Genomic DNA, 21,080 nt, shown 5'->3' with positions numbered 1-21,080 from the left:
ATGTCGAGCAGCTCTATCCAATCGTGGTTTCACAAGGCATCCGTGGCGATGAGCGCAGGGAATTACGAACGGGCCGTGAGATGTGCAGAGAACGGCATCGCCGCAGAACCGAATAACGCACTTGCATACTACTACCTGGCAGAAAGCCTCAGGCAACTGGATCGTGAGCGTGATGCGCTGCCCCACTTCTGCCGTGCCCTGGAACTTGATCCTTGCCATGCCAGTTCCTTTGTTGGCTTGGCCTATGTTCACCTTGAATTGAAGTCTTACGACCAGGGAGTTGAGGCTGCAAACTCCGCGATTGAACTAGCGCCTACCAACAGTGGAGCACATGCAGTACTGGCGTATTTGCTTGTGTATGCACTGCGACCCCGAGAGGCGATTGAGGCCGCGGACGCGGCCCTTGCTTTGAATCCGAGGAATGTAAATGCTTTGAATGCCAAGGGTAATGCACTCTCCAGGCTCTCGCGTAATGCCGAGGCAGAGCAATGCTATCTCCAATCATTGGCCATTATGCCTGAGCATGTTGAAAGTCTCACTAACCTTGGGCTGGTTCAAAGAGGCTCAGGGAGAAGAAAGTCGGCAGTAAACACTCTCAAAACCGCACTGAGGGTTGATGCGAATTATAGTTCAGCTCGCGAATTGCTGCTTAATTCCAGTTGGCGAGAAGCCTGGCAGTATTATCGCAGTGTTCCGGAATTCGTATTCTACAAGGTGCTTCTTCAGTATTGGCTATTTTGGGTTGCAGTTATTACCCTAGCCTTCCTGGTTATAAAGGACAGTTACTTTCGGTGAACCCACACATCCAACGCGCCCAGATGCTCTACCAACGCTCTCGCTACGCCGATGCGGAGCGGGAGTTGGGGATGGCGCTGCAGGTCGATCCGCACGAGCCGTGGGCGTATGCGTTGCTCGGAGCTTGCAAGGCCGCGCAGGACGACTTTGCCAAGGCTGAGGAGCTGGGCCAGCAGGCGCTGGCTTTGGCGCCGGACTCCGCCGATATCCGGCATCTAGTGGCCCGCATCCAGCTGGCGCGGAACGACCTGCCGACCGCGCTGAAGACCATCGACGAGACCATCGAACTCTCTCCGCATAACGCCGACTACTACGCGACGCGGGCGACGATCTACTCGCAAATGAAGAAGTGGAACAAGGCGCTCGCCGATTGCGAGGCGGCCCTGGCGATCGATCCGGAGCACGTCGAAGCGATCAACGTTCGCTCGCACGCCCGCCGCGCCAAAGGCGATACGCACACGGCCACGCAAGAGTTGCGGCAGGCCTTGGAACTCGATCCCGACGATCCCTACTCCCACTCCAACCTGGGTTGGACGCATCTGCAGCGGGGTGAGTTAAAGGAAGCGGAGTTGCACTTCCGCGAAGCGCTGCGGCTCGATCCGGAACTGGAAATCGCGCGAGTGGGTGTGCTCGAGACACTCAAAGCCAAGGTGCCGTTCTACCGCTGGGTGCTGAATTACTTCATCTGGATGCAAACCAAGGCGGCCGGCGCGCAGTGGGGCATCATCATTGGCTTGTATGTGATCTACCGCGTGCTGCGCGGCGTGGCGGCCGATAATCCTTCGGTTGCACCGTTTATTGCGCCATTTCTGATTCTGTACTCCCTATTCGCCCTAGCTACCTGGTTTGCCAAGCCGCTGGCCGATACGGCGCTATTGCTGCACCCCTTTGGCCGCCTGGCGCTCACGGGGCAGGAGAAGCGCGAGGGCGCCATCGTAACGACTCTGGTGCTGCTGGTAACGGCATTGCTCGGCGCTTACTTTAGCACTGGGCAAGATGTGTATGCGCTGTTCGCAATTCTCATCGGCTCGCCGGGATTGGCGCTGGCAATGAGTTTCAAGTTCGAACCCACCAAACCAAGGCGCATCCTGCAGGGCGCTGCGGCGGGACTGGCACTCGCTAGCCTGTTAGCCGGCCTGCATGAATTCACGCCGCTCTCCCTGCCTGAAGGGCTACTCTCGTTGCTCTTTCAGATTCTTGTGTTTTCCATCCCGGGTACGCTGATCGGCACGAACATCCTGGCCACACAGCGGTGGAAGCGGTAAACGCTGCGTGGTTCACCCGTGCAGTTTGCGCAGCTCATCGGCGATGATCTGGATACCGCTGTTTACAACGCCTTCGGGCTGCGAGAACGTTAGCCGGATGCACTGACGACTGTGGGGCCAATCGTCCGCGTTGTCCTGGCCGAAGAAAAAGTACTCGCCGGGCACGATCAGCACGCCGCGCTTCTTGAGCCGGGCGTAAAGTTCGCGAGTGGCGATCGGCAGTTCGGGGAACCAGAGCCACAGGAAGAAGGCCCCTTCGCTGCGATGCACGAGGTACGGGAAGTCGTTGCCGAAGTGTTCGGCCACCATCCGCTGCGCGTCGGCGGACTTTGCCTGATAGTAGGGACGGATCACCTCGCGCGATAGCTGCAGCAGTTGGCCGCTGCGGAGCATTGGCTCGACCAGCGCCTGACCGATGTTGTTGTTCGCCAGGCCGACGATGCCGGTCATCGTACGCAACCGGCTGGCGATCTCTTCGTCGGCCAGCACGATCCCGGTCCGCGTGCCGGGCAGGCCGAGTTTCGACAGGCTGAAGGTCATCACCATGCCGCGGTTCCACACCGGCTCAATCGGCTCGAACACCGCAGCGGGGAACGGCTCGCCGTAGGCGTTGTCGATGATCAGTGGAATCTCGCGCTCGGCGGCCAGCGCGGCCAGGTGCGCCACTTCGTCGTCCGTCAGCACGTTGCCGGTCGGATTCGTGGGACGGCTTACGCAGATAGCGGCCGTCGAATCGGTCACCTCCAACGCGTCGAAGTCGATTCGGTACTTGAACGTATGGTCGTCGAGTTGGTCGATTCGCGGGTGATAGCTTTGAAAGATGCCCTCGGAGACGCCCTGGTCCGAGTAGCCGATGTATTCCGGCACCAGCGGCAGCAGCACCTTGCGAAAACCCGCGTCGGGCATTTCTCCCGCCAGCAGGGTGAAGAGAAAGAAGAACGCGGTCTGCCCACCATTGGTCACCGCGATGTTCTCCGGCCCAACGTCCCAGCCGTAGATTTCCCGTAGCGCGCCAGCGAACGACTCACGAAACCGGGGATTGCCCGCCGGCCCGTCGTAATTGGCCAGCATGCGGTCGCAGTAGTCGGTGTCCTCGAGAATCGCCTGCAGCCGCTCGCGCCAGACGGCTTGCACCTCGGGCACGTGTGCCGGATTGCCGCCGCCCAGCATCCGCATGTCGGCCACCCCCGCCCCGGCCAGGGCTGCGCCCAAGTCGTCCATCAACTCCACAATACCGCTGTGACCGGAGAGCCTGTGACCTGTCTTCGAAAGTTGGAGGTGCATGAATGGCGAAGATCGAATATGACTAACAAGGAAGCACACGATAACTGAGCAGCCCCCATTATCCCATGGAGCCAGCGATAGTTGTCAAGGTTCGCCCCAGGAATCTCAAAAAGCATGAAGATCATTGCCGCCATGAGCGAAACGCGGGTCATCGGACACAGCGATGGCATGCCGTGGGACGTGCCAGAGGAGTTCGAACACTACGTGGAGTTTGTCCGCGGCGCCACGGTGCTGATGGGCCGGCCCACCTACGAGATATTCGGCTTCGACACACCGGCCGCCCACTTCGTGGTGCTGAGCCGCTCCCCTCAGCCAGCACCCGGCGCGGTGATCTGTCAAAACCTGCCCGAAGCGCTCGACGCGGCCAAGGCGTTCGGCAAGCCGATCTACAGTTGCGGTGGTGCTCAGGTCTACGAGCAGACAATCCCGCTCGCCACCGAAATGCTGCTTTCGACCATCAAAGGCGACTACGAGGGCGACACGCACTTCCCGGAGTTCGACGCCTTCGAGTGGCAGGTCGCCGAGGAGCGAAACGAGGAGCGCTACTTATTCCGGCGGTGGGTGCGACGGTAACTTCTGCAACCATGTCTATGGCACACGGAAGTCCGACATTCTGGTAGATTGGAGACTGCGTGAGCCAAGAAATCATCGCGACTGGCGAATACTCCTGCGTGCTATCAACTTAGTGCGATCTTCCCCAGGTTCGAAGCTTGCCCGAACTACTATTCATCGTTGTTCCCATCATCATCGTGGTGTTCTGCCTGCTGGCGTACTATTCGCACTTGCAGGCTAAGAAGCGACGCGAAGCGCTCGCCGCATGGGCACAGCAGAGGGGATGGCGATTCGCTCCCGGGCACGACTCTCGCTGGGACCGCAGGTACTCGCAGTTCAGCTGTTTTACCCAGGGACACTCCCGCTACGCCTACAACCTACTGGACGGCGCGTTGCAGCTAGGCGGCGAGTCGCGGCCCTGCACCGTGGGCGACTACACTTACAAAGTGACGAGTGGGTCGGGAAAGAACCGTCGCACTACTACCTACAGCTTCAGCTTCCTGCTCGTCGAACTACCTTACGTGGGACTACCGCAACTGGCGGTCCGGCCCGAAGGTTTCTTTGATGGTTTGGCGTCGCTGGTTGGTTTCGACGACATCGACTTCGAATCAGAGGAGTTTAGTCGCAAGTTTCATGTGAAGTCTTCGGACAAACGCTTCGCGTACGACCTGCTCCACCCTCGAATGATGGAATTCATGCTCGCCTCGGCGCCTCCCACCTTTGAAATCGAGCGTGGTGTCTTTTGCCTTCAAGGCGCAAATAGTTGCTGGGAGTTGTCGGAGATCGAGCAGGAAGTAAACTGGTGCAAGCATTGGTTTGGTTTGTGGCCGCCCCATCTACTCGCCGACCTCCAGTCCCGATCAGCCAACTAACACCCTATGGAATCCGTAATACCATTGGTCGTCTTTGCCATGGTGGTGCTCGTGCCGCTCGTCTGGTACTTGGCGGTGTTCAATCGCTTCACGCGACTCCGGCAGCACCTCCGCGAAAGCTGGAGCGATATCGAAGTAGAACTGCAAAGGCGATACGAGCTGATACCCAACCTGGTGGCCACCGTACAAGGCTACGCCAAGCACGAGCGTGACGTGCTCCACGAAGTGACGGAGCTGCGTAACCGGGCGGCGGCCAATCACGGTTCAGTGAGCAGTCAGGGAAAGGACGAACGCAATCTGGATTTCGGACTGAGGAAACTCTTTGCGGTGGCCGAGGCCTATCCCGACCTCAAAGCAAGCGTCCATTTCCTCGCATTGCAGCAGGAACTCTCGCTCACCGAAGATCGCATCGCGGCGGCACGTCGCTTCTACAACGGCAACGTTCGCGACCTAAATCAACTGCGCGAGTCGTTCCCTACGAGCATCGTCGCCAGTATGTCTGGTTTCGATGGCGGCGAGTATTTTGAAAGCACCGCCGAACCCGGCCCCGTGAGAATTGCCCTAAAGTAGGCGAAGAACACCAAGAGCACCATTCATGATTCAAACCTTACTTAGTGCGTTGACTGTCGTTGTACTACTCTTTTGCTCTGCGGACTTGCAGGGCAAGGTAACGCGGCCGAACATCGTTTTCATTCTGATCGACGACATGGGCTGGCCCGATCTCGGCTGTTACGGGCACGCATTTCACGAAACCCCTCGCATCGATCAATTGGCCCAGCAAGGTGTTCGCTTCACCGACTTCTATGCGACTCCGGTTTGCTCGTCGACGCGGGCCACGATAGAGTCGGGGCAGAATTCGGCGCGGGTTGGTATCACTGATTTTCTTCCGGGGCATTGGAAGCCGTTCGCCAAGCTCGTTGTACCAGCCATGCCAGATCATTTGGATCATCAGCTCACGACACCAGGCGAAGTGCTCGGTCGGTCCGGCTACAACACGGCCTACTTTGGAAAGTGGCACCTTGGACGCGGGCCGGAGCACGGCCCCTCGGCCCATGGGTACGAAACAACGGCTGGAAATCTGGGCGCGGAGTTTGAGCAGTTAAGAAAAGGGCGAAAGGGCGGTCCCAAGGGCATGGTGCGACTGACCGATCAAGCGAATTGGTTCCTAGGGAAACAGGTCCGAAGCGAGCGGCCATTCTTCCTTCATCTGTCGCACAAGGCCGTGCACATACCGATTCAGGCGAAGAAGGAAACCGTCGCCAAGTACGAAAAGAAAGAGAAACCCAACGAAGGGGTGAACCACCCCGTCTACGCAGCCATGATCGAGGATCTTGACGTGCAGATTGGCCGGCTGCTCGACGAACTCGACCGACTAAAACTGACAGACAACACAGTCGTGATTCTCACGTCCGATAATGGTGGGCTGCGGCAAGTGTACACTGGGAGAGGGCAGGTCGTTTCGACCAACGCTCCCTTGCGGAGCGAGAAGGGCACATTGTACGAGGGCGGCATCCGCGTTCCTATGATCGTCCGCTGGCCTGGAGTTACCCCGCCAGGAACTGCCTGCAACCAACTAGCCGCCACTTGGGATATGCTGCCCACGTTTTGCGCTATCGCAGGTGTCGATCCACCCCGCCAAACGATCGATGGACACGAATTGACGGGACTCTTTCGCCAGCAGAACAGTTCGCCTGATCGCCGCGCGCTCTACTTTCACTACCCCCACTATCACCACAGCCGGCCCGCCAGTGCGATTCGGTCAGGCGACTACAAGTTGATCGAGTGGCTCGAAGACGACTCCGTGGAACTTTTTGACCTAGCGAGTGACATCGGCGAAACCAACAACCTGGCGTCGACCGAGCCGGAGAAGGTAAGCCAGTTGCGGGACCAGCTTTCCGCGTGGCGTACTCAAGTCGGCGCTCGCATGCCAACCAAGAATCCTGACTACAACGAAGAGAAAGCCGACGTGTGGTACAACCGCAACAACATGCAACCAATAGATTCAGCAGCGATCGACCATCAACTCGAAAGCCAGGCGACGAAACCCTATCTTCGCAAGAACTGAGCGTGTCACACCCCGCGCTTCGGCTTGGGAATCCGCCCGGTGGCCCGCCTGGAGCCCCCCTCACCGTCGGGGGCGTTGCGTTGGGTGGAACCCCGGCGGCCGCGTTTCGCTTTGCCTTTGCGCTGTTTCACCGAGTCGACTGGCTCGCCGATGCTGTCCCGCATCTGGCCGATGCGGTCGCGAATTGCCGCGGCGCGTTCGAACTCCATCGCCTCGGCCGCTTCGTACATCTCCTTTTCTAGCTCGGCAATGTACTCCTCGGTGATGTACTGCGTCTCGTCGCTGCGGCCCACCTTGGCGTTCGCGGCCTCGTGGGCCTGCTGCTCAGCCTCGATGCCCGCCCGGATCGCCTTCTTGATGGTCTGCGGCGTGATGCCGTGCTCCTTGTTGTACTCTTGCTGCAGTTTGCGGCGTCGCTCCGTCTCATCGATCGAGCGCTGCATGCTGTCGGTCATCTTGTCGGCGTATAGGATGACCTTCGAGTTCACATTACGCGCGGCGCGGCCGATGGTCTGCATCAACGAGGTTTCGCTCCGCAGAAAGCCTTCCTTATCGGCGTCGAGAATCGCCACCAGCGACACCTCGGGCAGGTCGAGACCTTCGCGCAGCAAGTTCACGCCCACCAACGCCTCGAAGCGACCTTGTCGCAAGTCGCGCAACAGCTCCACGCGCTCGAAGGCGTCCAGTTCGCTGTGCAGCCACTTGCACAAGACGCCTTGCTCATTGAGGTACGTCGAAAGGTCCTCTGCCAGCCGCTTGGTGAGCGTGGTGACAAGCACCCGCTCGCTGGCCGCCGCCCGCTCCTTGATCTGCTCCAGCAAATGCGGCACCTGCCCGCGGGCGGGGACGACTTCGATCACTGGATCCAAGAGCCCGGTCGGACGGACGACTTGCTCGACTACTTCGCCGCCGGTTTGCTCGAGTTCCCAATTGCCGGGCGTTGCCGAGACGTACACCACTTGCTTTGCACGCCCGTGCCACTCGTCGAATTTCAGCGGGCGGTTGTCGAGTGCACTAGGCAGGCGGAAACCGTGCTCCACCAGCGTGGTCTTGCGCGCCCGATCGCCGTTGTACATCGCGCCGATCTGCGGAATCGTGGCGTGCGACTCGTCGATGAACAGCAAGTAGTCGTCTGGAAAGAAGTCGAACAGCGTGTTCGGAGGCGATCCAGGAGGACGGCCGCTCAAGGGCTGGCTGTAGTTCTCGATGCCAGGGCAGTAGCCCATCTCCATCATCATCTCGATGTCGTACCGCGTGCGAGCGTTGAGCCGCTGTGCCTCGAGCATCTTGCCTTGCTCTTTGAACAACTGCAGCCGCGCCGACAGCTCCTTGCGAATCTGGTCGACCGCGTTTTCGATCCTTTCCTCGGGCAGCACGAAGTGTTTCGCCGGATAAATGTAGATCTGCTGGAGCTTGTCGATCACCGTGCCGCTCGTAGGGTCGATGATCGACAAGGCTTCGACCTCGTCGCCCCAGAACTCCACCCGGTAGGCGAACTCCTCGTAGCTGGGCCAGATCTCAACCGAATCGCCCCGCACCCGAAACTTGCCGCGCTCGGGATCGAAATCCTTCCGCTCGTACTGAATGTCGATCAGCTTGGCCAAGACATCGTCGCGCTCCACCACGTCGCCCACCGCCAGCCCGATCATCATCTGCTTGTAGTCTTCCGGCGAGCCAAGTCCGTAGATGCAACTGACGCTGGCCACCACAATCACATCACGGCGGCTGACCAACGAGCTGGTGGTTGCCAGCCGCATGCGGTCGATCTCCTCGTTGATCGACGCGTCCTTCTCGATGTAAATGTCCCGCTGCGGAATGTACGCCTCGGGCTGGTAGTAGTCGTAGTAGCTCACGAAGTAGCTCACCGCGTTTTGCGGAAAGAACTCCTTGAACTCACCGTAGAGCTGCGCGGCGAGCGTCTTATTGTGCGACAGCACCAGCGTGGGCCGCTGCAACTGCTGAATGATGTTCGCCATGGTGAACGTCTTGCCCGAGCCGGTCACGCCCATCAGGCACTGCTCGCGGCGCCCCTGCAAGAGCCCCTCGACCAACTGCTTGATCGCGGCGGGCTGATCGCCAGCGGGCTCGAATTCACTCGTGAGTTGAAACTGCGGCATGATGCTACCCGCTGGAGGCTTGAGGGCTATGTCCAGTCCCGCATTCTACCGCGCGGGGTGGAAATCAGCCAGCAGAGCCTGACTGGGAAGTGGGAATCAATCCGCGGAGAAAGTCTCTAGAACTGCGTGCCCGTGCCCCGCTTCAACTTCCGCATTGCCCGGGCGCAGACACAAACCCGTTTGCATACCCGCCTCGCGGGCGGCGTCGAGTTCGGCCACGACGTCGCTGAGGAACAGAATCTCATCGGCGGCGAGGCCCCAATCGTTGGCGATTCGTGCGTAGCTGTCTGCTTCGCGTTTGCCGCCGATCTGGGTGTCGTAGTGTCCGCTGAACTGCGGCAGCAGATCGCCGGCGGTGGTGTGGCCGAAGAACAGCTTTTGGGCGTGGACGCTGCCGGACGAGTAGATCCGCAGGTCGATGCCGGCGGCGCGCCAGCGTTCGAGCGCCGGCGGGACGTCGTCGAAGACGTGGGCCACCAGTTCGCCGCTCTTGAATCCCGCCTCCCAGATTAAACCTTGCAGTTGCTTGAGCCCGGTCGCTTTGACATCGGCGTCCATGAGCCGAGTGATCTCTTGCTCAAACACGTCGCGATCCGTGGCGACCGTGGCCACTTCGGTATCCTTGGCGACTTGCTCGCGCACGCCGGCAAGGGCAGGGGAGTCCCAGTGGGCGTCGAGGTACGCCGTGAGACCGCGGCGGGCGAAGGGGAACATCACGTCGTACACGTATGCCACGGCCGAGGTGGTTCCTTCGACGTCGAGCAGTATGCCGCGGCCGGTGAACTCCATCACAGCTCAACCACCGGTTTGACCTTCGACTGACCATCGACGTAGCTCGGTCCCCAGCAGACGGGCGGGTGCGCGCCATGCACTCCGTCTTCACTGTAGTGCGGTGTCCAGCCGGCTGGGTCTTCGAACAAGCGGATGCAGCGGATCTGGCGGTCGTCGCACAAGTGGAACCAGTGCTTGGTGCCCCGCGGCACGTTGATCAGGTCGCCCGACTCGACTTCGATCGAGAACACGCTCCCTTCGTCTGGGCGGACCCAGAACACGCCACGCCCTTCGACCGTGAACCGCACTTCGTCCTCGTCGTGCGTGTGCTCCTTATCGAACTTGGCGAGCATCGCATCGAGGTTCGGCGTCTGGGGCGAGACGTTGATCACGTCGGCCGTGACAAAGCCGCCGCGCTCTTTCAGACGTTCGATCTCAGGCGCGTACTCGGCAAGGATATCCTCGGCCGTGGCGTCTTCGGTCAATCGACCAGCAACCGGCCAATTCTCGTACCAGATGCCGAAGGGGGCGAGGTATTGCTCTATGGCCTGCGGCTCGTCGATGCGTTGTTTGGTGTCTGCAACGGTGATGGTTGCCATGGCTATCTGGTAGTTATATGGGTGGTGTTGGTCGAGGAACGTTTGCTTGGGGATGGTTCAAAAATAGCTTCCGCTGCTTATCTTTGCCCCCTCTCCTAACCTCTCCCCGCAAAGGGGAGAGGGAAGATAGGAGGAAGCTATTCTTGAATCATCCCTTCATATTTGCTTAAGCACCAAACTCCTGACGCCCCAAGCACTCGAACAGGAACTCAAACACTTCCACGTGTCGTCGCGCGGCGGCCAGGTTGCGGCCCCAGGTGTAGAGTCCGTGCTTGCGAATCAGGAAGCCGTGTTCCAGGGGGTTGTCCGGGTCGTGCAGTAGTGGTCGTAGCTGTTTGGCCAAGGCGGCGATGTCTTGCGTGTTGTCGAAGATGGGCACCCACTTCTTGGTTTCGTGCGTGGTGATGCCTTCGAGGCCCTTAAGCATCTCGAAGCCTTCGATCTCCAACCCGCCCTCCTCGAAGTAGCGGTCCGAAAGCAACGTCGCCCACACCGAGTGCGTATGCAACACCGCGCCGGTCTCCGGCAATTCGGCCAAGGCAATGTGCAGCAGCGTTTCGGCCGATGGTTTGTTGTCCGCGCCGAACCGGTCATCGGGCCGCTCGATGCGATGCCCGCGGGGATCGACGCGCACAAAGTCGCTCCGCTCAAGCCGCCCCTTGTCCTTGCCGCTGGCGGTGAGCAGTAGTTCCAGCGGGTCGCGATCCAGCACCACGCTGTAATTGCTGCTGGTGCCGAGCGACCAACCACGACCGTGCAGCATCCGCCCGGTATCTCGCAGGGCGTCGACGCTCGTTCGCAGTGCTTCTGCGCTGGCGGCGAGTTCGCGCTCCAGTTGAGCCGGGTCGATATCAACGGTCGTTGTGCGTCCAGTCATGCGTGTTGGCCGAGGGATTGGGGGGCCGCGGACAGGCGAGGGGATGACTTCGGGTATCTTCGAGTCGCCTATTATACGACTTTTGCTTGGTCTGCCAAAGCTACCCTGGCTGTCATAAACCGCCTCGAAACCTGCGGACCAAGCGGGGGTTTGGGAATCTAGCGATCTTTCGACTGCACGCGGCTGCAGCGGATTGCTACACTGAAAGGGACTGGTTCGGGCAAGCTGGCGAAAACCAAGAATATGAGGGAGAGCATGTCGAATGGGCGACTTTGTCTGGCCACGCTGCTGTGCGCCGGACTGACGATGGCGGGCGGCTCGCGGGCTGCCGACTACTTCCTTACCATTGGCGGTGGCTACAACCCCCAGGGCAACCAGATTTCGCTGGAACGCAATGTCGAGTTCTTCCGCACGTTGCTTACCGAGCAGCGGTCCGACAAGCCATCGCACGACATCTACTTCGCCGACGGCAACGACAACCATCGCGACTTGCAGTTTCGCGATCCGCAGTTCGAGTGCTCCCCGGCGCGCCACATGGCGATGGAGTTGTTTGCCGACATCGACGACATCGACATTTCTTACCGCAACCACACCTTGGGTGGGGTCCGCGACGCCACGTCGCCTCGACTGATCCGCAATCGACTCCGCGAACTGGGGCGGCAGATGACCGCCGACGACCGGCTGCTCATCTATGCCACCGCGCATGGCGGGTCGGGCGAGGACAAAACGCCGTTCAATACTTCGCTCTACACCTGGAACCATCGCAGCTTCCGGGCTGCGGAGTTTTCCGACTGGCTCGACACGCTGCCCCAGTCCACCCCAGTGGTGATGGTCATGGTGCAGTGCTACGCCGGCGGGTTCGCCCATACCATTTTCAACGACGCCGACTCCAGCAAGGGCCTCGCCCGCCAGCTTCGCGCCGGTTTCTTCGCGCAAGTGCACGACAAACCGGCCGCCGGCTGCACGCCGGATGTGAACGAGGAGTCGTACCAGGAGTACAGTTCGTTCTTCTGGGCCGCCATCGCCGGGCACGATCGCACCGGCGGGGCAATCCCCAAGGTCGACATCGACGGCGACGGTAAAACCTCGTTCGCCGAGGCCCACGCTTACGCGGTTTGTGAAAGCGAAACGGTCGACGTTCCGGTGCGCACCTCCGATGCGTTCCTGCAGTACTTCAGCACCGATGGCACCACCAGCGAGTCGCCCTACCATCGCGATCGCAAAGACTCCGAGCCCCGACGGCTGCCTGCAGCCGAATTGGTGCAGCTCGATGGCACCATCGCCAACCTGATTCGCCAGGCCGACGTGGTGGATCGGTCGATCGTCCAACAGTTGTGCGACAAGCTTCAAGTCAACCCCAACGGCGATGTCTCGCAGGTCGACAAAGCCCTGAACCGCGCTCGGCAACTCGTGCAACGAACGCGTCGCGACTCGGGACGAGCCAGTTCCGCTTACCGTCGAGGCCGCGATCGCGTGCGGAACGAAGTGCAGAAGGAATGGCCCGAACTCGACGAAGACCTTTCCCCCACCTTGGCAGCGTTGATGGCCGAACGATCCGACGAATTCGAGTCGAAGGTCGAGGGCTTGCGGAGCTACCAATCGCTGGTCAAGCTGCGTGAAGACGACCTGAAGAAGCGCGGCGCGGCGCTCGATGCCAAGAAAGACGAAGCGCTCGTGTTCCGCCTGGAACACACACTGAAACGTGTGGTGCTGGCCGCCAATCTTCGCCATGTGGCTTCGCCGCAAGTGATCGACCGCTACGAACAACTGCTGTCGCTCGAGTCCGGCGGATTGCACGACAAGTACGGCGATGTCACCGTCGAGGAAATCTCTCAACAACCAGGCCAACCCCTCTCGAAGTAACCTCCAACCATTGAGTTGCAACAAATGAATCGAAAAGACAATAGCGAAGTAAGCCGCCGAGGCTTTGGCAAACGGGCCGTTTTGGGCAGTGCAGCGGCCCTGATGGCCGGTAGCGCCGCTCGTGCGGACGAAGCCACCGGAGCAACATCCGCCACCTCGACTCGCCCCAACCCGATTGCCATCTCGACCTACTCGTTCTGGCGCTTCAGCGACGACCCGGCCGACAAGCTCTCGATCGAGCAGTGTATCGACGAGTCGGCACGGATGGGCTTCGACGCGGTGGAGATTCTCCACATCCAGATGTTCGGCGAAGAGTCGCCCGCGCGGTTGCAACGGCTCAAGCGGCAAGCCTTGATCAACGGCCTGGACCTGTGTGGCTTCTCCACCCACCAAGGTTTCGTCTCGCCCGACGCCGACGAGCGACAGAAGAACATCGACCACACCATTCACTGCATGCAACTGGCCCACGAGATGGGCATTCCCACCATGCGAGTGAACACTGGCCGTTGGGGCACGTCGAAGGACTTCGACGAGTTGATGGCCAACCGCGGCATCGAACCCACCTTGGAAGGCTACACTGAAGAGGATGGTTACGGCTGGGTGATCGACAGCTTCGAGAAGCTGCTGCCAGCCGCCGAGAAGTACGGAGTACTGTTGGGATTGGAGAATCACTGGGGCCTTGGTCGCACGGCCGAAGGCGTGATGCGAATCGTCGACGCGGTCGACTCGCCCTGGCTGCAAGTCACGATGGACACCGGCAACTTCTTGGAGGATCCTTACGACCGCCTGGAGATCCTCGCTCCCAAGACGGTCTACGTGCAGGCGAAGACCTACTACGGCGACGGGGTCTGGTACTCGCTCGACCTCGACTACCCGCGGATCGCGAAGCTGCTGAAAAAGCACGACTACCGCGGCTACATCGCGCTGGAGTTCGAAGGCAAGGCTTCCTGGAAGGAAGCGATCCCCAAGAGCCTGGCGCTGCTCCGCTCGGCCTTCGGTCATACGAGTTGAGGTCGGCAGCTTCATGTCACGCAGGCCTCCGCTCGAAAACGTCTATCAGCTTCCGCTGAGTTACCGCGCAACGATCCCTGAGGACTATCTCGACGAGATGGGCCACATGAATGTCATGTGGTACACGCACTTGTACGGTCTGGCGATTCGCGACCTGCTCGCCGGGCTGGGGCTCGATCGGGCGTACATCGAGCGCGAGCAACATGGCACCTTTGCGCTCGAGAAGCACCTGCGATACTTTGCCGAGGTCCGCGTGGGGCAGCAAGTCTCGGTCTACACGCGCGTGGTGGGCTGTAACGGAGTACGCTATCACTTGTTGCAATTCATGGTGAACGACACGACCGAACAGCTGGCGTCGAGCATGGAAACTGTCTCGGCGCACGTGAATCTGACCGAACGACGCAGCGCGCCGATGCCGCCGGAGATCGCAAGCGCCTTTGCGGAAATGGCGGCTCAGCACGATCAACTGTCCTGGCAGCCGCCGGTTTGCGGGGTGATGGGAGTCGACAAATAGGCCGGTTTTAGGCGCTGAGCGCAGCGTTTTCTCAGTTTCTTCACGGTCGTGCGCCGATTGGACCTATAGTTGACTACTGCTGGAGTTAAGAGGAGATCCAGGCCGATAGTCGACCGTATGGGAACTCTCACACGATGTCGGACCACCCACCACAACTCGAGACCATTCGCAGCAGCGAAATGACACGCGCCGACGCCGTGGCGATCGGCGAGTTGCTGGTCCGTGTCTGGCCCAAGCTGGGCGTAACGCCGGAGACCCGGGCCGACGTGCTGCAAACAGACCGCGGCGACGCGACCGTGCCGGCGGGGCTCGAAAGTCGTTCGATCCTCATTCGCGACGGCGACAAGGTCATCGGCCACGCATCGGCCTTCATTCGCACCGTGGGCACCACCACAGGCGACATGATGATCTCCGCCCTCGGCTCGGTCTGCACCGACCCCGACTATCGCGGCCAGCGGATTGGGGAGTACCTGGTTCGCGAAGCGTGGCGATGGGTCGACGAAGGCCGCGTTCCGTTCTCGCTGTTTCAAACCAGCCAGCTTGCCAAGAAGTTCTACGATCGCTTTGGCTGCTTGCTGGTCGACAACCAGATCATCGACTCGACGTCGGACGATCCGAGTCGCTCGCCGTTCAAGGACGATCACATCGTCCGCTACCCCGGTTCCGGCCGTGAGTGGCCCAGCGGAACGATCGACCTGCGGGGTCCCGGCTACTAGCGGATAGCTAGAAGCGGCACGGTGGTCCCGTGAGGCGGCGGGTGGGTACAATGGGTGGCTCCCCCGCTCATGTTCCTGCCTGTGGTTGTGTCGCCTATGTTCCCTTTCCGTCTCGCCAGCGCTAGCTTCGCGCTGTGGATGTTGCTTCCCGCCAGCGTGCTGCAAGCCTTCGATCAATCGGCCGCGCACCGCATCGACGAGCGGTTCCGCGGCAAGTGGTCGAGCGCCGAAGTCACTCCGCATTGGATCTCGCCCAACGAATTCTGGTACGACGCGCCGCGCGCCGGAGAGAAGCCGATCCGGATGCTGGTGAACGCTGCCGAAGGAACGAACGTGGAAGCCGAGAAGCCCGACGAACTGCCCAAACAGAACGCCGAGCCTTGGCGGCCCAACGCCCGCCAGCGCCACGCCCGGCCGACGCGGACCTCGCCCGATGAGCGGTGGCGCGTCGCCGTGCGCGATCACAACCTTTGGCTCATCAACCGCGAGACCGACGAAGAAGTACAAAAGACCACCGACGGCGTCAAAGGGCACGGCTACGACGCCCGCGTCTACTGGTCGCCCGACTCTACACGGTTCGTCGCCATGCAGACCAAGGCCGAAGGCGACCGCCGCGTGTACCTGGTGGAGTCGTCGCCCGACGACCAGTTGCAACCGAAGCTCGACTCGTACCACTACCTGAAGCCAGGCGACGAGATCGCGCTCCGCCGGCCGCGGTTGTTCGCGGTGGGCGACGAGCCGGAGATCGAAGTCTCCAACGAACTGTTCGACAACCCGTGGGCGATCGACGAGTTGCGATGGAATCCTGAGAGCCGCTACTTCATCTTCTACTACAACCAGCGCGGCCACCAGGTCGCTCGCGTGATCAAGGTCGACGCGAAAACCGGCGAAGTTCAGACACTCGTCGACGAGCACCAACCAACGTTCATCGACTACGCCCACAAGCACTTTGCTTACTACCTGGATGACACGGCCGAGCTGATCTGGATGTCGGAGCGCGACGGTTGGAACCACCTGTACCTCATCGACATGAACACCGGCGAGGTGAAGAATCAGATCACCACCGGCGAGTGGATCGTCCGCGGCGTGGAGCACGTCGACCCTGAGAAGCGTGAGATCTGGTTCCGCGCCGGCGGCATCTATCCCGAGCAGGATCCCTACTACGTGCACTACTGCCGCGTGGGGTTCGATGGCGAAAACCTGGTGAAGCTGACCGAAGGCGATGGAACGCACCGCGTGCAGTACTCGCCCAATGGCGATCTGCTGATCGACAGCTACTCGCGCGTCGACCTGCCGCCGGTTACCGAGTTGCGCCGCGCCTCGGACGGCAGTCTCGTGACGAAGCTCACCGAGTCGGACCTCGGTGCGCTCAAGGACCTCGGCTGGCGGCCGCCGGAGCGGTTCGTCGCCAAAGCCCGCGACGGAGAGACCGACATCTACGGAGTGATTTTCCGCCCCACCGACTTCGACCCCAATCGCCAGTATCCCGTGATCGAGGACCTGTACGCTGGGCCGCAGGGAGCGTTCGTACCGAAGCGGTTCTATCTGATTCATAACGAGCAGCGCATGGCGGAGCTTGGGTTCATTGTGGTACGGATCGACGGGCTGGGCACTTCGCATCGCTCGAAGGCGTTTCACGATGTGTGTCACCAAAACCTGGCCGACGCCGGGCTGCCGGACCGCAAGCTCTGGATGCAAGCCGCGGCCCAGCAGTACCCGCAGCTCGATCTTTCGCGCGTCGGCGTGATGGGGCACTCCGCTGGTGCGCAGAGCGCGATGGGCGCCCTGCTGTGGCATGGCGAATTCTATAAGGTGGCGGTCTCCAGTTGTGGTTGTCACGACAATCGCATGGATAAAATCTGGTGGAACGAACTCTGGATGGGTTGGCCCATCGGCCCGCACTACGCCGAGCAGTCGAACGTCACTAACGCCCACCGCCTCAGCGGCAAGCTGTTTCTGATCGTCGGCGAGGTCGACAAAAACGTCGATCCCGCGTCGACCATGCAGGTGGTGAACGCACTGGTGAAAGCCGAGAAGGACTTCGACCTGCTGGTCGTCCCCGGCCGCGGCCACAACACGTTCACGCCCTACGTCGACCGACGCAAACGCGACTTCCTGATCGAACACCTCGGCGCCGACGAGCCGAAGTTCCTCGACACCAAGGCCGAGTCGCTCGCCAAGTAGGCGGACCATCGCAGGGGGTACGATGATCGCTCGTTCGCTCGGCTACGTCGCCGCCGCGCTGCTCGCCGCCAGTGGGCTGCGATTCCTGGCCGCCGTATGCGGTCTAGGTGGCGACTGGGCGCTGCGCTCCAGCCTGCTGGGCATCGGTTCGCTCGCCGGTTGGTCGCTCTTGTTCGGCGCGGGTTGGCTGGTCTTCAGTCGCTACGCGTGGTGGCGCAGATTGCTCGTCGCCGTCGCGGGTCTCGCGGCTGCTCTGTTTCTCGTGGTGGTGTTCCCTCCTTTCTGGTTGCTCTCGGTGGTCGATCACTTTTCCTCCGCGCGGTTCCAGTTCGACACGGATCAAAAGGTCGTCGCGCTCACCATCGACGACGCCATCGATCCCAACACGACGGCTCGCATCCTCGACGTCCTCAACTCGCACTCTGCCAAAGCAACATTCTTCGTCATGACCGACACCATCGCGGACGACGAAGCGTCGCGCGCGGTGATCGAGCGCATCGCCGCCGAGCACGAACTCGGCAACCACCAAACCCGCGACCGCCCCGGTTGGCGGATGTCGCAGGGCGAGTTCGCCGCCGACGTACAGCAGGCCGAGGAGCGACTCGCCGAGTTCGCCTCCGTACCGTGGCTTCGTCCCGGCGGCGGGTTGTTTACTTCGTCGATGGCTCGCACCGCCGAGGACGAGCAGCTCCAGCTTGTGCTCGGTTCCGTCTATCCGTGGGACAGCCACCAATCGTCGACCGACTTCTCCGCCCGCTTCGTCCGCGCCCGCGTAAGGCCCGGATCGATCATCGTTCTGCACGACGGCGGTGCTCGCGGCACCCGAACCGTCGAAGTGCTCAACAGCATCCTGCCGGCGCTCGCGGCCGAAGGCTACCGCGTCACGACGCTTGCGGAAGTCGCCGAAGTCTCCGACTGACCTAGCATCTCCTCAATCGCCGCCACGGCCTCTGGCGTGCCGTCGAACTCTTCGCGTCGGCCGGCTAGGTTCTGGCGGTACTTCTCCTTGTCGGCCAGGAACTTCTCGAACTGCTCGCGCTTTACCTCCTCGACCGCCGCCCAATCGCCGGCACCGAGTTCCTTGACGAAGCTGGCGTTGATGCACTGCTCGAAGTGCTTGCCTTCGGGAATCGCGAAGAACGGTTTGCCCAGATGCAACGCCTCGCCGCACAGTTGATTGCCTGAGGCGGCGATCACCGCGCTACAGTTCAGCAACGCGTCGGTGAACGTATCCTCGTCGATTTCGCAGAACTCGGCCGAGCCACGCGCCTCTCGCGGCCCCAAACCGTAAATGCGAATCGGCACGCCCAGGTCCGCCAGCATGTCGACTACTCGCTCCGGCGTTTGCCGGCGGAGGTAGCTCAGCACAAAATCGCCGGTCGTCGTCTCGCGGTTGCGGATCGTCGGCCGCAACAGCGGGCCGACCTGCACCACATCCTCGAAACCCCGGCGGAGCGGCGGTTTGTAGAACGCGCTCACCACGGTCTTCTGCTGCCCGATACCGAACATCCACACCGCCACGCTCATGCTCTTGGCCCACCACTGCAAACGCGACGGCAGCGACGACAAGTCGTACGCCACGAGGAAGTGCTGATGGTCGAAACTCAACACCGGCACCCCCGCGCGGTGCGCCGCTCGAGCTACCAGCGGTTCGAAGTCGCTGATCACCAGGTCCGGCTTTTCGTTGCGTATCACCTCGGCCAGCGGTGCAATCAGCTTCTCCTTGTTCCACCACATGCCGAGCCCGTGATTGATCGTCTTAATCAGGTTGAGCTTCTTCTCGCTGTAATGAAACTTGAGCCCCGGAATCTCGCGGACCTCCACGTCGGTCGCGTCGTCATACTGCTTGCCAAGGAACTCCAGCGCGTCGTGCGAAGTGAACAACACAATGCGATGCCGGGCGCGCATCTCCTCGACTATGGTCCGCGCCCTCGCGGCGTGCCCGCGGCCTTCGCCCATGATGCTGTAGAAGATGGTAGACATGCGTAGGTGCGGTGGTTTACGGCGAGGGCAGGCGTTACCGGGAAGCAGGCTCCCGACTTTCGCGCCAATCTTACCAGCGGATCGCCAGGCTCGGCAGTGTCGCGAACCTAGTCGGCCCCGCCGGCGTTTTGTCCGTTTTGTCCCAATCCCCCCGATATCGATCCATTGGCCCAAAACTCCACACCGACGCGAGCCGAGACTTACTATAACCCCTTTCTTGCAAGCAACTTACGACGGATTTCCCTGGCGAGCGACCCTGAGTTTTGTCCCCTGGTTGTGACCCAAGGGGACAAAACTCGAGGGAAGAACTTACGAAGAAGACGTCACCGCGGCCAGCGCGCACCAGTAGCACGAGCCGACTCGGCCTTACAGAAGTACGGTGGTTAGTACGAACGGATTGTCCCACCACCATTAGACCACCCCACCTCGGCGGTTCAACGGCGATATTCTTACAGAGGCGATTTTGGAGAAAGTTCAGCAGCGTACTACCATTCGCCCTAGAATGGTCACATGGTGCAAAACTCCTACGGAGCGACTAGATGTTGCCATACATGACACGCTGGCGGTTTCAGTATCCAATGCGCGCCCTGTTGGTGTTGCTCACGCTGGGAGCCATTGGATCACCCTGGCTTCAAGGGCCTGCGAACCGCTACCACCAGGAGAGGCGATTGCGTGCCTATCTTGAAGAATCACAGACACGGGCGCTAGCTCACTCTGTAGAGCATTCTCGTCTGAGACGTCTAAGTGCAAGCAATTCAGACAGTACTTGAAATCCCACAGCGTGCGCGTTTTTGAACTTTATGCCACCTCTTGACTCCCCCGACTGGGCTCGTCTTCGCCACGCTTACGGCGTCGCCACCGACCTGCCACCAATGCTGAATAAGCTATGGACCGACGACTGGGAACTCGTGTGGGATGAATTGGTAAACGAGATCCTCCATCAGGGCGACGTCTATCAAGCAGCTTACGCTGCGGCGTCTCATCTGGTTGCTTGTGCTGAGGACATTGGGCCGGGAGAACAGTCCGATGCAATGCTATACCAAGTCGGCCGCATTGCACGCGGCGGCCCAGAAGTACCTGACTGGATTGAAGAAGATTGGGAAGATGCGCAGGAGGAAGCCCGTCAACTGATCCTTGATCGCTTGATTGCCGGACAAGTTTCAGAGACCTACGCGGTACTGCTGATATCGGCTCTGCTCAACCTGTCCGGCCAATGGTCGCTTGGGGAGACCTTGGATCGTTGGTGCTGTGGTCATAGTGTTGGTTTCCAGTGCGCCCAATGTGATACTCAGGGAGAGGTTTTCTGGCACGATGGTGGTCCTAGGCAAGCGATCGAGACTACTCACGCGACTGGAGAACGCGTAGTGGAAAGGATCATCCCCATTGATGTGGTCCCATCCGACCTCTCCGCGGTTACTCCCGATGAGGACCTAGAGTTCGAAGACGAACAGCTGTTAGAACAAATTCTGGGACTCGCGGAATCTTCGGGGCATGCGTCAACCGAGCGACAAGTGCGAATGCTCTTCGGTACCGTAAAGTGCCTTGGGTGCGGCATGAGCGTACCAATGGTTGCATCGTAGGATGGGTCAAGCGAGTCTCAGCTCGCGTGGAC

General features: G+C 60.6%; 19 protein-coding genes. 13 read left to right on the top strand and 6 right to left on the bottom strand.

Going from position 1 to position 21,080, the window contains the following annotated elements; translation table 11 throughout:
* Both ACQK2L_RS17225 and ACQK2L_RS17220 read left to right on the top strand, forming a co-directional pair.
* On the top strand, positions 1–795 hold the full coding sequence (locus ACQK2L_RS17225) for a tetratricopeptide repeat protein (protein ID WP_425398269.1): 795 nt from the start codon (positions 1–3) through the stop codon (positions 793–795).
* Positions 792–2,060, top strand: coding sequence for a tetratricopeptide repeat protein (locus tag ACQK2L_RS17220; protein WP_425398268.1), 1,269 nt, complete (start codon positions 792–794; stop codon positions 2,058–2,060). The genes ACQK2L_RS17225 and ACQK2L_RS17220 overlap by 4 nt, the downstream gene beginning before the upstream one ends.
* A gap of 12 nt (positions 2,061–2,072) precedes the next feature.
* Here the strand turns inward: ACQK2L_RS17220 and ACQK2L_RS17215 are convergent, their stop codons facing one another.
* Positions 2,073–3,344 carry a valine--pyruvate transaminase gene (locus ACQK2L_RS17215; RefSeq protein ID WP_425398267.1) on the bottom strand — a complete coding sequence of 424 codons (1,272 nt, stop codon included), beginning with the start codon at positions 3,342–3,344 and terminating at the stop codon, positions 2,073–2,075.
* Between the two features lie 114 nt (positions 3,345–3,458).
* Between ACQK2L_RS17215 and ACQK2L_RS17210 the strand changes: the two genes are divergently transcribed.
* The 4 genes from ACQK2L_RS17210 to ACQK2L_RS17195 all read left to right on the top strand — a co-directional run bounded on the left by ACQK2L_RS17210 (position 3,459) and on the right by ACQK2L_RS17195 (position 6,833).
* Positions 3,459–3,917, top strand: coding sequence for a dihydrofolate reductase (locus ACQK2L_RS17210; protein ID WP_425398266.1), 459 nt, complete (start codon positions 3,459–3,461; stop codon positions 3,915–3,917).
* 137 nt (positions 3,918–4,054) lie between these two features.
* Complete coding sequence (locus ACQK2L_RS17205) at positions 4,055–4,768, top strand: hypothetical protein (RefSeq protein WP_425398265.1); 714 nt, start codon at positions 4,055–4,057, stop codon at positions 4,766–4,768.
* Between the two features lie 6 nt (positions 4,769–4,774).
* Positions 4,775–5,338, top strand: coding sequence for a LemA family protein (locus ACQK2L_RS17200; protein ID WP_425398264.1), 564 nt, complete (start codon positions 4,775–4,777; stop codon positions 5,336–5,338).
* A gap of 25 nt (positions 5,339–5,363) precedes the next feature.
* Positions 5,364–6,833, top strand: coding sequence for a sulfatase (locus ACQK2L_RS17195; RefSeq protein WP_425398263.1), 1,470 nt, complete (start codon positions 5,364–5,366; stop codon positions 6,831–6,833).
* Positions 6,834–6,838: 5 nt separating this feature from the next.
* Here ACQK2L_RS17195 and uvrB read toward each other — a convergent pair whose 3' ends face one another.
* From uvrB to mtnB, 4 genes are all read right to left on the bottom strand, one after another.
* Positions 6,839–8,950 carry an excinuclease ABC subunit UvrB gene (uvrB, locus tag ACQK2L_RS17190; RefSeq protein ID WP_425398262.1) on the bottom strand — a complete coding sequence of 704 codons (2,112 nt, stop codon included), beginning with the start codon at positions 8,948–8,950 and terminating at the stop codon, positions 6,839–6,841.
* Between the two features lie 96 nt (positions 8,951–9,046).
* Positions 9,047–9,739, bottom strand: a complete 693-nt coding sequence (gene mtnC / locus ACQK2L_RS17185; protein WP_425401102.1) for an acireductone synthase — start codon at positions 9,737–9,739, stop codon at positions 9,047–9,049.
* Positions 9,739–10,320 carry a 1,2-dihydroxy-3-keto-5-methylthiopentene dioxygenase gene (locus ACQK2L_RS17180; RefSeq protein WP_425398261.1) on the bottom strand — a complete coding sequence of 194 codons (582 nt, stop codon included), beginning with the start codon at positions 10,318–10,320 and terminating at the stop codon, positions 9,739–9,741. The genes mtnC and ACQK2L_RS17180 overlap by 1 nt, the downstream gene beginning before the upstream one ends.
* A 166-nt stretch (positions 10,321–10,486) precedes the next feature.
* Positions 10,487–11,197 carry a methylthioribulose 1-phosphate dehydratase gene (gene mtnB / locus ACQK2L_RS17175; protein WP_425398260.1) on the bottom strand — a complete coding sequence of 237 codons (711 nt, stop codon included), beginning with the start codon at positions 11,195–11,197 and terminating at the stop codon, positions 10,487–10,489.
* A gap of 255 nt (positions 11,198–11,452) precedes the next feature.
* Between mtnB and ACQK2L_RS17170 the strand changes: the two genes are divergently transcribed.
* The 6 genes from ACQK2L_RS17170 to ACQK2L_RS17145 all read left to right on the top strand — a co-directional run bounded on the left by ACQK2L_RS17170 (position 11,453) and on the right by ACQK2L_RS17145 (position 18,404).
* On the top strand, positions 11,453–13,060 hold the full coding sequence (locus ACQK2L_RS17170; RefSeq protein ID WP_425398259.1) for a hypothetical protein: 1,608 nt from the start codon (positions 11,453–11,455) through the stop codon (positions 13,058–13,060).
* Between the two features lie 24 nt (positions 13,061–13,084).
* Positions 13,085–14,071: a sugar phosphate isomerase/epimerase family protein gene (locus ACQK2L_RS17165; protein WP_425398258.1), complete on the top strand. Its 987-nt coding sequence runs from the start codon at positions 13,085–13,087 to the stop codon at positions 14,069–14,071.
* 13 nt (positions 14,072–14,084) lie between these two features.
* Positions 14,085–14,585 (top strand): acyl-CoA thioesterase, encoded by a 501-nt coding sequence (locus tag ACQK2L_RS17160; RefSeq protein ID WP_425398257.1) that lies wholly within the window; start codon positions 14,085–14,087, stop codon positions 14,583–14,585.
* A 134-nt stretch (positions 14,586–14,719) separates the two neighbouring features.
* Positions 14,720–15,301, top strand: a complete 582-nt coding sequence (locus tag ACQK2L_RS17155; RefSeq protein WP_425398256.1) for a GNAT family N-acetyltransferase — start codon at positions 14,720–14,722, stop codon at positions 15,299–15,301.
* Between the two features lie 96 nt (positions 15,302–15,397).
* Positions 15,398–17,485, top strand: a complete 2,088-nt coding sequence (locus ACQK2L_RS17150; RefSeq protein ID WP_425398255.1) for a DPP IV N-terminal domain-containing protein — start codon at positions 15,398–15,400, stop codon at positions 17,483–17,485.
* A 22-nt stretch (positions 17,486–17,507) separates the two neighbouring features.
* On the top strand, positions 17,508–18,404 hold the full coding sequence (locus tag ACQK2L_RS17145) for a polysaccharide deacetylase family protein (protein WP_425398254.1): 897 nt from the start codon (positions 17,508–17,510) through the stop codon (positions 18,402–18,404).
* On the opposite strand, the gene ACQK2L_RS17140 is transcribed toward ACQK2L_RS17145, so the two are convergent.
* A complete protein-coding gene (locus ACQK2L_RS17140; RefSeq protein ID WP_425398253.1) occupies positions 18,359–19,468 on the bottom strand; it encodes a glycosyltransferase family protein in 1,110 nt (369 codons plus the stop codon). The genes ACQK2L_RS17145 and ACQK2L_RS17140 overlap by 46 nt on opposite strands.
* 800 nt (positions 19,469–20,268) lie before the next feature.
* Between ACQK2L_RS17140 and ACQK2L_RS17135 the strand changes: the two genes are divergently transcribed.
* Positions 20,269–21,048 carry a hypothetical protein gene (locus ACQK2L_RS17135; protein WP_425398252.1) on the top strand — a complete coding sequence of 260 codons (780 nt, stop codon included), beginning with the start codon at positions 20,269–20,271 and terminating at the stop codon, positions 21,046–21,048.
* Positions 21,049–21,080: the final 32 nt, after the last annotated feature.

Source organism: Aeoliella sp., from assembly GCF_965227375.1.
Lineage (GTDB): Bacteria > Planctomycetota > Planctomycetia > Pirellulales > Lacipirellulaceae > Aeoliella.
The sequence above is the reverse complement of the archived record's forward strand: the minus strand, read 5'-3'. Positions and strand labels throughout refer to the sequence as shown.